Origin of the sequence: Enhydrobacter sp. (genome assembly GCF_030246845.1) — a bacterium.
Lineage (GTDB): Bacteria > Pseudomonadota > Alphaproteobacteria > Reyranellales > Reyranellaceae > Reyranella.
Map to the genome: position 1 here is coordinate 422,141 of NZ_CP126889.1, position 14,108 is coordinate 436,248.

The following is a 14,108-nucleotide window of genomic DNA, read 5'->3' on the forward strand; positions in this document are numbered from 1 at the left end:
GCTGTGCTAGGAGCGTTCGCCATGAAGTGGATGACATTGACCCGGCCGGACCGCTATCCACGGCTCCTGAAGGTGACGTGGGCGCGCTGGCAGCGGCAGATCGTCTTCCTGCTGGGCGGCGTCACGGTGGGCGCGTCGGCCGTCGCGCTCGCGCTCTTGGCCGACCAGGTGCAGGCCGCTTTCGCTCTGCTCGTGGGCAAATGGCGCTATGCGTCGCTCGTGGTGACGCCGGCGGGCTTCGTCCTCGCCGTCTTCCTCACCAACCGCTACTTCCAGAACTCGCAGGGCAGCGGCATCCCGCAGGCGATCGCCGCGCGCGAGCTCGACGACCAGGCGGCGCGCGGCCGGCTGGTCTCGATCCGCATCGCCATCGGCAAGATCCTGCTGACCCTGCTCGGCCTGCTGTGTGGCGCGTCGGCCGGCCGCGAAGGGCCGACGGTGCAGGTCGGCGCCTCGATCATGTTCGCGATCGGCCGCCTCTCGCCCAGGCGCCAGCCCGGCCTCATCCTGGCCGGCGCGGCGGCGGGCGTCGCCGCCGCCTTCAACACGCCGCTCGCCGGCATCGTGTTCGCGATCGAGGAGATGAGCCGCGCGTTCGAGGTCCGCACCAGCGGGCTGGTCATCGCCTCGGTGATCGCGGCCGGCCTCACCTCGCTCGCCCTGGTCGGCAACTACGCCTATTTCGGCACCAGCCCGACCATGCTGCGCACCGGCGCCGACTGGCTGGCGGTGCCGGTCTGCGGCGTCGTGGGCGGGCTGGCCGGCGGCCTGTTCAGCCGCATCGTCGTCGTCGTGGCGCGCGGCCTTCCCGGCCTGCTGGGTGCGGCGATCAAGCAGCATCGATTGCCCTTCGCCGCCGCCTGCGGCTTCGCGGTGGCGCTCTGCGGCATCGCCTCGGGCGACACGATCTACGGCACCGGCTACACGCATGTGAAGGCGGCGCTGGAGGGCGGCGTGCCGCTGCCCTGGCATTTCGGCCTCCTGAAGTTCGCCGCCACCACCCTGTCCACCATCAGCGGCATTCCGGGCGGCATCTTCTCGCCCTCGCTGGCCGTCGGGGCCGGGATCGGCGCCAACCTCGCGCACCTGTTCGCGGGCGCGCCGGTCGATGCCATCATCCTGCTCGGCATGGTGGCCTACTTCGCCGGCGTCGTGCAGGCGCCCATCACCGCCTTCGTCATCGTCACCGAGATGACCGAGAACCACGCGATGGTGATTCCGCTGATGGCGGCGGCGCTGATCGCCTGGCTCGCCTCGCGCCTGGTCTGTCCTGAAGGCATCTATCACGCCCTGGCCAAGGGCTTCCTGCGGCAGGAGCCCGACACGGCGGCGGCCCACTGACGTTATTGCTTCCACTCGGCCAATTCGACGACGATGCCTTCGGGCCCCTCCAGGAAGACCAGCTTGCGATCGTGGAAGACCATCGGCTCGTTGCGCAGGCGCACGCCCGCCTCGGTCAGCCGCGCGATCATGCCGTCGATGTCGGAGGTCGCGAAGCACATGTGGTTGTAGCCCAGCCGGTCGAGGCGGTCGGCGTTGGGATCGGGCCGCGCCTCGGGCCGGCGATAGTGCAGGATCTGCACCTCGCAGCGCGGCGCGGCGTCCTTCAGGACCAGCGTGACGTGATCGGCCTCGATGTCCTTCACGCCCATGTAGCGATCCATGACCGGGCCGCTGATCACCACCGCCTTGTCCTCCTCGAACCCCAGCAGGGCGAAGAAGCGGCGCGCGGCCGCGAGGTCGGACACCGCCACCGTGACGTGATCGATATGCTTCAGCATGTGATCGCCCTCCCCGATCTCTCCCCGGGCGAAATCCTCCGCCCTTTGCGGCGCCGGATCAACGGGAAGGCGGGGTCCTACCGCGCCGCCTGCCGCTCCCTCGCCTGCGCGGTGAGCGCCGCGAGCTGCGGCCGGTCGAGGAAGCCGGTCTCCGGCAGCCCCTGCGTCTTCTGCCAGGCCGCGATTATCTTGCGCGTGATCGGACCGAAATAGCCTGTCGCCGGAACCTCGTGCCCCAGCGCCGTCAACGCCGCCTGCACCCGCTTGCGATCCTGCTCGGACAGATTCAGGGCAGACTCGGCCTGCTGCGCGTCGTGCTTGGCCTGCTCGGCCGGGTCCGGCGCCGGCGTCGCCTGCGCGGTGAGCGCCGCGAGCTGGGACAGATCGAGGAAGCCCGTTTCCGGCAGCCCCTGCGTCTTCTGCCAGGCCGCGATCATCTTGCGCGTGATCGGACCGAAATAGCCCGTCGCCGGCACCTCGTGCCCGAGCGCCGTCAGCGCCGCCTGCACCCGCTTGCGATCCCGGTCGGACAAGTTCAGCGCCGCCTCGGCCTTTTCGGCCTGCCGCGCGTCGGCAACCGGCTTCGGCGCGCGGTCGGCCGCCACCGCGGCTGGCGGCGCTTGCACCGGTTCGGGCGCCGCCTCGGCAAGCTCGCGTTGCGCCGCTTCCTGCGCGGCCGCACGCCCCTGGGCCTCGGCCATCTGCCGCGCCGTCTCGATCGCGGCCTGCTGCTCCTGCTCCTGCCGCGCCTTGCGCGCCTCCTCGTCGCGTCGCGTTGCCTCGGCGGCGAGCTTCTCCTCGGCGGCGAGCTTTTCCTCCGCGGCTTTCCGCGCCGCTTCCGCAACCGCGGCATCCGTCGCTACGGCGGCGGGCGCCACCGCTTCCCGCGGCGCAGCCGACTGCTGCGGCTTCATCATGGTGGAATCATGCGCCGCAGCGGGCGACGCCGTCGAAGGAACCGCCAGCCTCCATACGCCGCCGGACACCGCGAGCATCACGACGGCTGCCGCCGCCACGGACGGCGCCCACTTCGGCTGCCATGCAAACGCGCCGGCCGTAGCAGAAGGGTCGCGCTGCTGCGGCATGGTCGGAATGGCTGCTGCCGTCCTTGCAGACTCGCTGGATGCACCGCGTCTCAACTCCACGATCTCGCGGGCGATCTTTTCCGCACGACGACGGCGTTGCTCGATTTCCTCCGCCGTCTCCGCCCGGCGCGGAACAGGGGCGGCCTCTCGGCGCCCCGAGGGCCGGCTCTTCTTCTCCGCTGCGCGGGACGGATGGTCCTCGATGATTCGCGCGAACACCTCCTCCGGATCGACCTGTCCCTTCAGCAGTTCCAGGACCTGCAGGAATTCGGCCTGGGCCTCGAAACCGTGCGACCCGAGCTTCCGGTACAACGCGTTCAACACCGGATCCCCGAAGGGGTTGAGGCGCTTGCGGCCTTCGGCCACGAGGGCGGCTGCGATCTCCTCGATGCGACCCGGGTCCGCCACGGCTTCCTGCCTGAACCGTTCCCTGAGGTCGTCCGGCAACGTGCTCAGGCGGGCCTCGGCGGCGCGGGCCTTGTCGGAATATTTGAGCAGCAATGCGTACTTGTCGGCGACGAACGGGCCGATATGAAGCGCCGCGCCCTCGGCGGCCGGCTGACCCGATGCGAACCCGCCCGATGCGAACCCGATCGGGCGCGCCGGCGCCGGGAGATCGGGGCCGAACTTCTTCAACTCGAAAGTGCCGCGTGACTCACGCAGCGCGACAGCCATCTCTGCCTTGGTGCGCATTGGTCCACCCATCATCGCCAATCGTGCAGCGCCGCCGCACGATCGGCGTCCCATGTCTTCCGCGCGCCGAACCCCTCTGGCGCACAAGGAGACCATAGGCCGGTTGACCGTAAGTTGTGTTTCAATGGCTTTTTCTATTTTGTATGAACTGTATCGGCCGGCGATTTGCCGCCTGGCGCGGCGACGGGCGCCGCATTGGACGAAACCCACGAAACCAAAAGGCGCCGGCGGCGAAATCGTCGCGAATGGAGCCCGGCGTACAAGGAAACTGCCGCACCGGAGACTGCGGCTTTGTAGCGGTCCACCCTCTTCTCCCCTGTGGACCGTGAGCGTTGAAGCCTCTCGATACCTCGAGCCCGTCCAGCCTGATCCGCTCGGCGGGCTCTTCTTTGCGCGCGGCGGCCTACTGTCCGAGGGCGCGCGGTGTCGGCGGCGTTCCTTCCCGCATCTTCGTCAGCTCGGCCGCGACACGCCGGGCGACGATCTCGGTGCCGAGGTCGGTCCAGTGGCCGTCGGTCACGCGATAGGTGCCGGGCACGCCCTGCAGATCCTGCGCAAGGTCGATCGGGTGCAGGCCGCGCCGGGCCAGCTCGGCGAGGAGCGCGCGCCGCGACGCCTCGCGGCGGCGGTTCTGGCTGTAGAAGCGCGGCCAGGGCTTCCAGTACTCGGCGTAGCGCGGATCGACCGAGGCCATCGGCGCGATCGCCAGCAGGAACTTGATGCCCTTCGCTGCCGCAAGCTTCTCGGCACCCAGCAGCCACGAGGCGGTGGCGTCGATCTCCGCCGGATCGACCATGCGCTCGGCCTCGGCGTCGCTCATGGGCGCAGGCCAGTCGGGATGAATCAGCTCCCAGTCGATGACGATGGCCGGCAGCCAGCCCATCAGATATTCGCGCTTGTCGTCGGTGCGCTCGAACGGCGCCCAGAAGGCCGCCCCGCCGCGCCCCAGCACCTCCTCGAGCGCCGCCTTGCTGACATTGGGGTAGTAGTACTTCTTGTAGTGGTCGGCGAGCAGGCCGGCGCGCTCGGCGAGCGGCTTCCTGGCGATGGCGTTCAGCGTGTCGAACTCGTCGGGGACGGACTTGTTGTGGCGGCCGAACTCGGAAAGGCCGAGCCGGTTCACGATCAGCCAGTCGAGATGCGGCGCCACCGCGCCCAGCAACGACGGCTCCGGCCGCTCGGCGACCAGCGGCGGGATCGACCAGGCGGAAAGCCTGTCCGGGACGAAGTCGTTGCCGGAGTAGAACAGCTCCAGCATCGCGTCGGGCTCGAGCTTCAGCGCGACCGACTTGATGCGGTAGTAGTATTGCGGCGGACCGGTGGCCGAGATGCCGAGATTGATGGCCTCGCTGTCGCGGATGCCGTGCTCGGCCCAGTTGTTGGCCACCATCTCGCTGAGAGGGGTGAGCGAGAACGGCGCCTCCAGGAAACTGTCGCCGACGAACACGGAGCGGAATTTGACGCCGGGTGGGCGCTCGATCGAGCGCTCCTGATCCTTGAGGCCCCAACTGTTGTAGTAGGGGATCAGCTTCGGCTTGTCGGCGAGCGTCTTGATCTGCCTCATGTTGGAGGCGGACGCCACGATCGGCCGCAGCTCGTAGGCGGGCCAGGGCGGCGTCAGGAACGAGGCCAGGAGTTCCGCGCCGCCGATGGTGACGGCGAGGAGCAGCAGTCCATAGATGGACCAGAAGAGAGCCTTCTTCATCTTTCCCCCGGGGGGAGCGCGACGATGTTGTCCGACAGCGGCGTGCCCGGGGTCCAGGGCCCCGTCATGCCGCTCTCGTCGAACGCATGGATCCGATAGTCGAGCGACCGCAGCAGATCCACCACCGCGGCAGCACTCGCGCCCTGTTGCCGAAGCGCCGCCTCGTTGGCCTCGATCAGCAGGACCGGACGCTGCCGCGACAGGAGACCTCGGCCGCCCGACAGCAGCTTGAGCTCGGCGCCCTCGACGTCGATCTTCACCACGTCGACGCGCCCGAGATCGAGGCGCGCGGCAAGCGCGTCGAGCGTCTCGACGGCGACCTTCTCGCGGGCGACGACGACATCGCCCTCGTAGATGAACTGGCCGAGCGTGTTGTGGCCGCCATGCCGCTTGGGCGCGATCTTGAGCTCGGCGCTGCCGGGCGCGTCGGCCAGCGCCCGCGGCACGACCGTGACGTTGCCCAGCCGGTTGCGCGCGAGGTTCGCCTCGAGCAGGGCGCGTTCGCGCGAGCTCGGCTCGATCGCGACGACGCGGCCGGCATGGCCCACGCGGCGCGCCGCGAACAGGGTGTAGAGGCCTTCGTTGGCGCCGACATCGACGAAGGTCATGCCCGGGCGCAGGACACGGTCGAGAAAGGCGAACTCGTTGGGCTCGAACGAGCTGCCGACATAGAGGCAGAGGCTCATGTCGTTGCCCAGCGTCAGGCCGATGCGGGTGCCGTCGAGCCACCGCACGACGACCGGCACCTCGAGCCCGTGATCGTGCGCACACTGCCACAGCACGGCGCGGCGCATCGCCCACCACGGGCGCGTGACGGAGTATTCGATCGCGAACCGCCAGCCCGGCACGACCCCGAGCCGCGGCGCGCGGCCGCGCAAGGCACGGGCATAGAGCCGGCCGAGCGGCGGCGCCCTGAGCAGCAGGCGCGGCCCCAGCCGATCCAGACGGTGGGCGAGACGATCGGCGAATCTATTCCTGAGCCAAGACGGTCGGTCGCCGCTCATGGCGGCGGTGTTTGGCATGAAAACGGACGAGCTCCAAGAGCGACGCTATCGCTTGTCGTCGAGCCGGGCGTCGTAGTAATCCTCCCTCCTCTTGCGGATTCAGCGGCCGTGCAGTGACCAAGACAATCGAAGCGATCATCCTCGGCCGCAACGACGACTACGAGCCGGGCTGGGCGGATCGGCTGCAGGCTGTCCTTGCCTACAACCGCGAGCGGCTGGCCGGCACGGCGTTCGAGTATCGCGCCGCTTTCGTCGAATGGAATCCGCCGCCCGACCGGCCGCTGCTTTCGCCCGGCCTGGTCGCCCGCTTCCCCTTCCTGCGCGCCATCGTGATCGAGGCGGCCGTGCACAGGAGCCTGTCGCGCGCCCGCCAGCCGATGATGATGAACTTCCCGGTCAATGCCGCGGTGCGCACCAGCACCGCCGATTTCCTGGTGATCACCGGCGGCGACATCCTGTTGGGCGAGGCGCTTTGTCGGCGGCTGGCCGATGGAGGCCTGCGTCCGAACCGTCTCTACCGCGCCGAGCGCGTGAACATCCGCCCCGACCTCGACTTCGCCTGTCTGACGCCGCGAACGGTCGAGGATCCGGCGAACGTCGTGTCGGTGGACACCTGCCGCGAGCCGCCGTTCGACAGGCCGCCCTACACCAACGCCAGCGGCGACTTCATCATGATGGACCGCGCTTCCCTGGTCGGCCTGCGCGGCATGGACGAAGGCATCGACTTCGCGCGCCTGCATCTCGATTCGCGCATGGCGACGAATGCGCTGCAGGCCGGCCTCGACTGCGAGCTCCTGGGACAGATCTTCCATATCAGCCATCTGCGCTCGTTCTCACGCGAGCCATCGACCTACCCCGATCATCAATACCTCTGGGACTGCGGTTTGCCCTATCTGAACGGCGAGAACTGGGGGCTGGCGGACCGCCTGTGGCGTCCGCTGTCGGATCGACTGTGGCAGGTGTCGAACGAGACGGCAGGCGCATGGCCGACCCTGCCGCAGGCGGGCGCTCCCGATCTCGACCGGCGAGGCGCCGAGCTGCGCGCCGTGCTGCAACGGGCCCGCGACGATCAGCGGACCGGGATGCCGGCCGGCACCGTCTATGAGCTGGCGCGCGTGCCGGCGCGGCACGGCTATGCCTTTCCCGACGTCGAGCTCGGCCGCGACGGCCGGCTGACGGCGCCGGCCAACCGGCATGGCCTGCTCGCCGCGTTCACGCCGCGACGCGTCGCGGCGCCGCCGGCCAAGGGCGAGCGCCGCTGGGCCGGGCTCGAGCTCGAGATCGAGGCGGGCGAGCTGGTCGTCAATCTCTCCGGCCATCCGCTCGGCAAGCAAGCCGCCGTCGGCGCCGGCCAGGGCCGCCGCATCGTCTGGTTCGAATGGACCCTCGACCTCAAGGCGATCGACCTGCGCCGCTTCCGCACCGACGATGTGGCGCCGCGCGCCCGGATCCTGGGCACGATCACCGCCGCGAGCTTCGAGGGCGACGAGGACCGCTTCCTGCGCGGCCCCGCCAGCCGCACCCGCTACCGCCTGCGCCGTCTGATGCGGTGAGGAGCACTGATTGCGCCACTGGAGTTCGTCACCAGCCAGGTGCGGGCCCTCGGGAGTGAAACTGCGCTGCCTGCCGCAAAGCGGGTGTCATCCCGAGCGCAAGCGAGGGATCCTTGATCGGCGCCGGCCAAAGATCCCTCGCTACGCTCGGGATGACACGGAAGTGGCTGGAGCGCCCGCTCTTGTTTCTTGTTAGTGGCCGCTCCTCCGAGCGCTCATCGGAGCGCGCAACTCCAGTTGCGCTCATGCGAAATGAATTGTCTTAGAGCCGATCCGAGAAGTTGTGATTCAGGAACAATGTATTGGCCTGGTCAAGCGCCTGAGCATGAGTCGGATCATGGCAAGGCGAATGAAGGCGACGACGGTGCAGGCGTAGCGTTCGAAGTCACGAGCGAGCCTGCGGTTGCGAGAGATCCAGGCGAAGGTTCGCTCGACGATCCATCGCTTGGGCAGAACGCTGAAGTTGTGCGCCTCGGTGCGCTTGACGATTTCGATCTGCCAGGAGCCGATATCGGCAACGACTTGGGCGACGCGTGGCCCTTGATAACCGGCATCAGCGAAGAGTTTGAGGATCGAGGGAAAGCGGCGTCTTGCGTTGCGCAGCAGCCGGCGGACGCCGTCGCGATCCTGCACATTGGCGCGATGGACGACGACGTTCAGCAACAGGCCGAGCGTATCGACGACGATATGTCGCTTGCGACCGGTCACCTTCTTGCCCGCGTCGTAGCCTTGCGGATCGATCGAGGCCCCCCTTTTTGCGCCGCTTTGGCGCTCTGACTGTCGAGGATTGCTACTGTCGGCTCGGGCTTGCGTCCCGCCGCCTCGCGCACCTGGACATACAGGGCCTGATGCAGGCGCAGCAGAGTCCGATCCGAGCGCCAGAGCGCAAAATAGTCGTACACCGTGCTCTTGGGCGGCAGGTCTTTGGGCAAGGCGTCCCACTGGCAACCGGTCGACAGCAGATAGAACACGGCGTTCAGCACTTCCCGCATATTGACGTCGCGCGGCCGCCCGCCACGGCGGGCGGGGGGAATCAGCGGCGCCACCAGTGCCCATTCCGCATCCGTCAAATCGCTGGGGTAGCGCAGCGCCTTGCGCTCATGAGCCCGACGATGCTCTGTCGTCCACATCTGGCACCTGTCTCAAACCACAGAGTGCCGAACAATGAATCACAACAGATTCTTCCGACTCAAGTTCTTTCCGGATAGGCTCTTACTTCGCCCTTGCGGCTTTTCGCGTCCGCGCCTCGGCCAATTCGTCGGCGATGCGCTTGGCGACGATCTCCGTGCCGCGTTGGGTCCAATGGCCGTCGGTCAGACGATAGGTGCCACTGACGCCCTTCAGATCCTCCTCCAGATCGATCGGCTGCAGGCCCTTCCTGCGCAACTCGGCGAGCAGCCGGCGGCGGGCGGCGTCGCGCGCCAGGTTGATGCTGTAGAAGCGCGGCCACGGCTGCCAGAATGCCGCGAAGCGCGGATCGACCGACCCCATCGGCGCGACCGCGAGCAGGAACCGGACACCGTTCGCTGTCGCGAGGCGGTCGGCCGCCAGCAGCCACGACGAGGTCGAGTCGACCTCCGACATGTCCACCATGCGATCGGCCTCGGCGCTGTCGTGCGGCACCGGCCAGGTGCCGGTTTCCCAGTCGATCATGCTCGCGAGAAGCCAGCCTTGCAGGAACTCCGGATCCTGCTTTCGGTGCTCGAAAGCAGCCCAGAACGCATCGCCGCCGCGGCCCAGGATCTCGCGCATCGTTTCCCGGCTCTTGCCCGGAAAGTAATTCTTCCCGAGATAGTCCGCGAGCAGGCCGGCGCGCTGGTCGCGCGGCTTCTGCAGCACGTCGTTCAGGATGTCGAACTCGTCCGGGATCGGCTTGTTGCCGCGGCCGAACTCCGACAGGCCGAGGCGATTGACGATCAGCCAGTCGAGATGCGGCGCCACGGCGCCCAGAAGCGACGGCTCCGGCCGCTCGGCCACGAGCGGCGGAATCGACCAGGGCGAGAACCTGTCCCGCACGAAGTCGTTGCCCGGATAGACCAGCTCCAGGATCGCATCGGGCTCGAGCTTCAGCGCAACGGTCTCGATGCGATAGTAGTACTGCACCGGGCCGGTGGCGGAGACGCCGAGATTGATCGCCTCGCCGTCGCGCATGCCGCGCGCCCGCCAATCCTGCTCGACGAGCTGGGCGAGCGGCGCGCGCAGGAAGGCGCCTTCCAGGAAGCTGTCGCCCACCAGGACGGAGCGGAAGCGCACGTCCGCCGGCCGGGAGAACGACCTTTCCCTGTCCCGCAGTCCCCAACTGTTGTAGCGCGGGATCAGGTCGGGCATGCCGGCCAGCGCCTTGATCTGGCCGATCGGCGCAGCGGCGGCATCGATCGGGCGCAGGTCGTAGGCCGGCCAGGGCGGCGTGAGGAACGACGCGACGAATTCCAGGCCGCCGATCGTGATCGCGGCCAGCAGCAATCCGTAGACGGTCCAGAAGAAAGTCCTTTTCATCCGGCCTCGGCGCGACGCAACGGCCTTGTCAGGCCGAAGCCGGCGCCACGTCTCATTGATAGGCAACGCATCCCATCAGGTCGAGCGCCACGGCGAGTTGGAAGATCGAGGCGGCGAAGCGCGGATCGTCGGCAAGCACCGCAAGATCGCCATCCGCCGCGCCGCCATCAAACAGGTTGGCGAGCCCGCTGCCTGTCGCAGAATCGATCGGCACAACCGCACCGCAGGTGACGGCGAACAGATCGACTGGCGCCACCCGCATGGCAAAGACCTCGCCGGGACGGGCGGATCGCTCGAGGCCTTCGTCCATCAGCCAGATCTCGCCGCCCCGCATCAGGTCGTCCAGAACAAGGCCGGCGATCTCCGATCTTCCGATCACGCGAAACACGGAAAATCGCGCGGCACGCAGCCCGGCGAGCACGACCGCCTCGTCGGCGCCGGAGGATGCCTCATGCCGCCGGGCATAACGATCGATCGCCCGGGTCTGCCCCGCCTTTGCCGTATAGACGGCCAGGTCGCAGACGAGAGTCAGTTCGGCATCGTCGTCCGTGAAGAGATGCTTGCCGTCGCCCAGTCCGATCTTCTTGGCGTGCGCGAGAAAACGCGACGGCGACACATGTGTGAGGGTCGCGTTCTGAATGTTCTTGCGCAGCTTCGAGTAGCGCCGATAGCGGGCGAGGGCCTCGTTGCGGTCGAGGACATGCGGCGCACCGTGGCAGGACGAGCGCTCAGCAGAGCACATCGGGGTGGCAATCGTCTGCGGCTTGGGCATTCGGTCCTCCAAGTCCGATATAGACCAGGCACGCGCCTCGCGAAGCTGCGTTCGCGACGGTTCAGAGGCGATTTTTCCACAGCGGTCCGTGTTCACCGTCGCCGAGGCGGTCCCGACGGTCCAATGCGGACCTCCTCGTGCGCGATTGCGAGGAACTGCCGAAGCGTGGGCGTGGCGTCGCCGCGCCGCCACGCGACGCCCGTCTCGAGCACGGGCGCCTCGCCCGCGAGATCGACGTAGCGGACCCCGGTGCGCGCCAGGTTGCGCAGCGACGCCGGCACCAGCGCGATGCCCATCCCGGCCGACACGAGGCTGATGATCGTCTGCATCTGGACGGCCTCCTGCACGATCCGCGCCTGTCCGCCGTGCTTCACATAGTAGCTGGTCACGAGATCGTGGAAGGCGGGCGCCGACCGCCGCGGGAAGAGGATCAGCGGCGCCGCGACCGCCACCCGGGACGGCAGGCGGCCACGCGCCAGCGACAGCCGTCGCTTCCTGATCCAGCTCGCCGGCACGGCCGCGATCAAGGGCTCGGCGAGAAGCGGACGATAGTCCAGAGACTCCGCCAGCCGTCCACCCGGCGGCGGAATGACGATGCCGGCATGGCCTTTCCCCTCCAGCAGCGCCGCGATCTGCACGTCGCTGGTCGCCTCCGTGAGCGCGATCTCGACATCGGGAAACAGCGCGGCGTAGCGGCGGACCAGGGCCGGCAGAATGCTGTAGTCGGCAGTGCTGACGAAGGAAAGCGCGAGCTCCCCGGCGACGCCTTCCCGCAGCCGCTTCGCGACGGCCGGCAAGGCGTTCAGCGACCCCAGCGCCGTCCTGACGTGAGGCAGCCAGGAAGCGCCGAACGGCGTCAGGGCGACGCTCCGCTTGGTTCGGGCGAACAACGGCGATCCGAGCTCCTGCTCCAGCGCCAGGATCGACTGGCTGAGCGGCGGCTGCGTCATGCCGAGCATCGCGGCGGCGCGTCCGAAGTGGAGCGTCTCGGCGACGGCGGCGAAGTGCCTGAACTGGCGCACGTCCATGCTCGATATCTTCTATGACTTTATTATCCGATAATAATATATTTCCGCAAAGATCGGCAGAGCGCTACCAGAATCTCCTTTTCGTCCGGAGGTCCGCCATGCCGCCCTATCGCTCCCGAACCACCACCCACGGCCGCAACATGGCGGGCGCGCGCGGCCTGTGGCGCGCCACCGGCATGAAGGACGAGGATTTCGGCAAGCCGATCGTCGCCGTCGCCAACAGCTTCACGCAGTTCGTGCCCGGCCACGTCCATCTGAAGGGGCTGGGCCAGCTCGTCGCGCGCGAGATCGAGGCGGCGGGCGGCGTCGCCAAGGAGTTCAACACCATCGCGGTCGACGACGGCATCGCGATGGGCCATGGCGGCATGCTCTATTCCATGCCGAGCCGGGAGCTGATCGCCGATTCCGTCGAATACATGGTCAATGCGCATTGCGCCGACGCACTCGTCTGCATCTCCAATTGCGACAAGATCACGCCCGGCATGCTGATGGCGGCACTGCGGCTCGACATTCCCACGGTTTTTGTCTCCGGCGGTCCGATGGAGGCCGGCAAGGTCATGGCCAAGGGCAAGGAGATGGCGCTCGACCTGATCGACGCGATGGTCGTCGCCGCCGACGATCGCTATTCCGACGAGGAAGTGAAGGCGATCGAGCGCTCGGCCTGCCCGACCTGCGGCAGCTGCTCGGGCATGTTCACCGCCAATTCGATGAACTGCCTCACCGAGGCGCTCGGCCTTGCGCTCCCCGGCAACGGCTCGGTGCTGGCAACGCACGCCGATCGCGAGGCCCTGTTCCGCGAGGCCGGGCACCTGATCGTGGACCTCGCGCGGCGCTGGTACGAGGAGGACGATCGGTCGGCCCTGCCGCGCGGCATCGCCACCTTCGCCGCCTTCGAGAACGCGATGAGCCTCGACATCGCCATGGGCGGATCGACCAACACCGTGCTGCATCTGCTCGCGGCGGCGCGCGAGGCCGAGGTCGATTTCACGCTGGCCGACATCGACCGCCTGTCGCGCCGCGTGCCCTGCCTCTGCAAGGTCGCGCCGGCCAAGAACGATGTGCACATGGAGGACGTGCACCGCGCCGGCGGCATCATGGCCATCCTGGGCGAGCTCGATCGCGCCGGCCTGATCGACACCTCGCTGCCCACCGTGCATTCGCGCACGCTCGCCGATGCGCTCGCCCATTGGGACGTCGCGCGGACGGAGAGCGAGGCGGTGCGCCGCTTCTTCCGCGCCGCGCCGGGTGGCGTGCCGACGCAGGTCGCGTTCAGCCAGGACAGGCGCTGGACCGATCTCGACATCGACCGCAAAGCAGGCGTGATCCGCTCGGCCGAGCATCCCTTCTCGCGCGACGGCGGCCTCGCCGTCCTCACGGGGAACCTCGCGCCGGAGGGCTGCATCGTGAAGACCGCCGGCGTCGACGAATCGATCCTCGTCTTCCGCGGCACGGCGCGTGTCTACGAGAGCCAGGAGGACGCCGTCTCCGGCATCCTTTGCAACGAGGTGAAGGCGGGCGAAGTTGTCGTCATCCGCTACGAAGGGCCCAAAGGCGGGCCGGGCATGCAGGAGATGCTCTATCCGACCAGCTACCTGAAATCGAAGGGCCTCGGCAAAGCCTGCGCGCTGGTGACGGACGGCCGCTTCTCGGGCGGGAGCTCCGGCCTCTCCATCGGCCACCTTTCGCCCGAGGCGGCAGAAGGCGGACCGATCGCGCTGGTGGAGACCGGCGACACGATCCTGATCGACATCCCCGGCCGCACCATTCGTCTGGACGTCGACCAGTCGGTGCTGGCCCGCCGGCGGGCGGCAATGGAAGCGAGGCGGAACGGAGCCTGGCAGCCCGCGAACCGCAGCCGGATCGTCTCTCCCGCCCTGCAGGCCTACGCCGCGCTCACCTCCAACGCCTCGCGCGGCGCGGTGCGCGACGTATCGCAGCTTCGGCGTCGTTTCGCGCCTTGAACGCGCCCGCTCTCCGGCTATATTACTGGA

The 14,108-nt window shown here is 68.3% G+C and carries 10 protein-coding genes and 1 pseudogene; 3 read left to right on the plus strand and 8 right to left on the minus strand.

Annotated elements, in window-relative coordinates; all coding sequences use genetic code 11:
- Window positions 1-30: 30 nt before the first annotated feature.
- On the plus strand, window positions 31-1,341 hold the full coding sequence (locus tag OJF58_RS02235) for a chloride channel protein (protein ID WP_300785139.1): 1,311 nt from the start codon (window positions 31-33) through the stop codon (window positions 1,339-1,341).
- Window positions 1,342-1,343: 2 nt separating this feature from the next.
- Here OJF58_RS02235 and OJF58_RS02240 read toward each other — a convergent pair whose 3' ends face one another.
- The 4 genes from OJF58_RS02240 to OJF58_RS02255 form a co-directional block, all read right to left on the minus strand.
- A complete protein-coding gene (locus OJF58_RS02240) occupies window positions 1,344-1,781 on the minus strand; it encodes a VOC family protein (RefSeq protein WP_300781447.1) in 438 nt (145 codons plus the stop codon).
- Window positions 1,782-1,858: 77 nt separating this feature from the next.
- Window positions 1,859-3,559 carry a peptidoglycan-binding protein gene (locus OJF58_RS02245; protein WP_300781448.1) on the minus strand — a complete coding sequence of 567 codons (1,701 nt, stop codon included), beginning with the start codon at window positions 3,557-3,559 and terminating at the stop codon, window positions 1,859-1,861.
- Window positions 3,560-3,962: 403 nt separating this feature from the next.
- Window positions 3,963-5,264 carry a hypothetical protein gene (locus OJF58_RS02250; protein ID WP_300781449.1) on the minus strand — a complete coding sequence of 434 codons (1,302 nt, stop codon included), beginning with the start codon at window positions 5,262-5,264 and terminating at the stop codon, window positions 3,963-3,965.
- A complete protein-coding gene (locus tag OJF58_RS02255) occupies window positions 5,261-6,286 on the minus strand; it encodes an FkbM family methyltransferase (protein ID WP_300781450.1) in 1,026 nt (341 codons plus the stop codon). Before OJF58_RS02255 ends, OJF58_RS02250 begins: the two co-directional genes overlap by 4 nt.
- 95 nt (window positions 6,287-6,381) lie before the next feature.
- Between OJF58_RS02255 and OJF58_RS02260 the strand changes: the two genes are divergently transcribed.
- Window positions 6,382-7,821 carry a hypothetical protein gene (locus tag OJF58_RS02260; protein WP_300781451.1) on the plus strand — a complete coding sequence of 480 codons (1,440 nt, stop codon included), beginning with the start codon at window positions 6,382-6,384 and terminating at the stop codon, window positions 7,819-7,821.
- A 288-nt stretch (window positions 7,822-8,109) separates the two neighbouring features.
- Here OJF58_RS02260 and OJF58_RS02265 read toward each other — a convergent pair.
- From OJF58_RS02265 to OJF58_RS02285, 4 genes and pseudogenes are all read right to left on the minus strand, one after another.
- Window positions 8,110-8,951, minus strand: a pseudogene (locus tag OJF58_RS02265) (IS5 family transposase).
- 82 nt (window positions 8,952-9,033) lie between these two features.
- Window positions 9,034-10,317, minus strand: coding sequence for a hypothetical protein (locus OJF58_RS02275; protein WP_300781452.1), 1,284 nt, complete (start codon window positions 10,315-10,317; stop codon window positions 9,034-9,036).
- 52 nt (window positions 10,318-10,369) lie between these two features.
- Complete coding sequence (locus OJF58_RS02280) at window positions 10,370-11,089, minus strand: hypothetical protein (RefSeq protein WP_300781453.1); 720 nt, start codon at window positions 11,087-11,089, stop codon at window positions 10,370-10,372.
- Between the two features lie 92 nt (window positions 11,090-11,181).
- On the minus strand, window positions 11,182-12,117 hold the full coding sequence (locus OJF58_RS02285; RefSeq protein ID WP_300781454.1) for a LysR family transcriptional regulator: 936 nt from the start codon (window positions 12,115-12,117) through the stop codon (window positions 11,182-11,184).
- 98 nt (window positions 12,118-12,215) lie between these two features.
- On the opposite strand from OJF58_RS02285, the gene ilvD reads away from it, so the two are divergent.
- Complete coding sequence (ilvD, locus tag OJF58_RS02290) at window positions 12,216-14,078, plus strand: dihydroxy-acid dehydratase (RefSeq protein WP_300781455.1); 1,863 nt, start codon at window positions 12,216-12,218, stop codon at window positions 14,076-14,078.
- Window positions 14,079-14,108 lie beyond the last annotated feature (30 nt).

What these genes read in the sequence shown, in the direction of transcription:
- OJF58_RS02235 (WP_300785139.1), top strand. Translation starts at nt 31, where the DNA reads ATGACATTGACCCGGCCGGACCGCTATCCACGGCTCCTGAAGGTGACG.
- ilvD (WP_300781455.1), top strand. Translation starts at nt 12,216, where the DNA reads ATGCCGCCCTATCGCTCCCGAACCACCACCCACGGCCGCAACATGGCG.
- OJF58_RS02280 (WP_300781453.1), bottom strand. Translation starts at nt 11,089, where the DNA reads ATGCCCAAGCCGCAGACGATTGCCACCCCGATGTGCTCTGCTGAGCGC.
- OJF58_RS02250 (WP_300781449.1), bottom strand. Translation starts at nt 5,264, where the DNA reads ATGAAGAAGGCTCTCTTCTGGTCCATCTATGGACTGCTGCTCCTCGCC.
- OJF58_RS02240 (WP_300781447.1), bottom strand. Translation starts at nt 1,781, where the DNA reads ATGCTGAAGCATATCGATCACGTCACGGTGGCGGTGTCCGACCTCGCG.
- OJF58_RS02275 (WP_300781452.1), bottom strand. Translation starts at nt 10,317, where the DNA reads ATGAAAAGGACTTTCTTCTGGACCGTCTACGGATTGCTGCTGGCCGCG.
- OJF58_RS02285 (WP_300781454.1), bottom strand. Translation starts at nt 12,117, where the DNA reads ATGGACGTGCGCCAGTTCAGGCACTTCGCCGCCGTCGCCGAGACGCTC.
- OJF58_RS02245 (WP_300781448.1), bottom strand. Translation starts at nt 3,559, where the DNA reads ATGCGCACCAAGGCAGAGATGGCTGTCGCGCTGCGTGAGTCACGCGGC.
- OJF58_RS02255 (WP_300781450.1), bottom strand. Translation starts at nt 6,286, where the DNA reads ATGCCAAACACCGCCGCCATGAGCGGCGACCGACCGTCTTGGCTCAGG.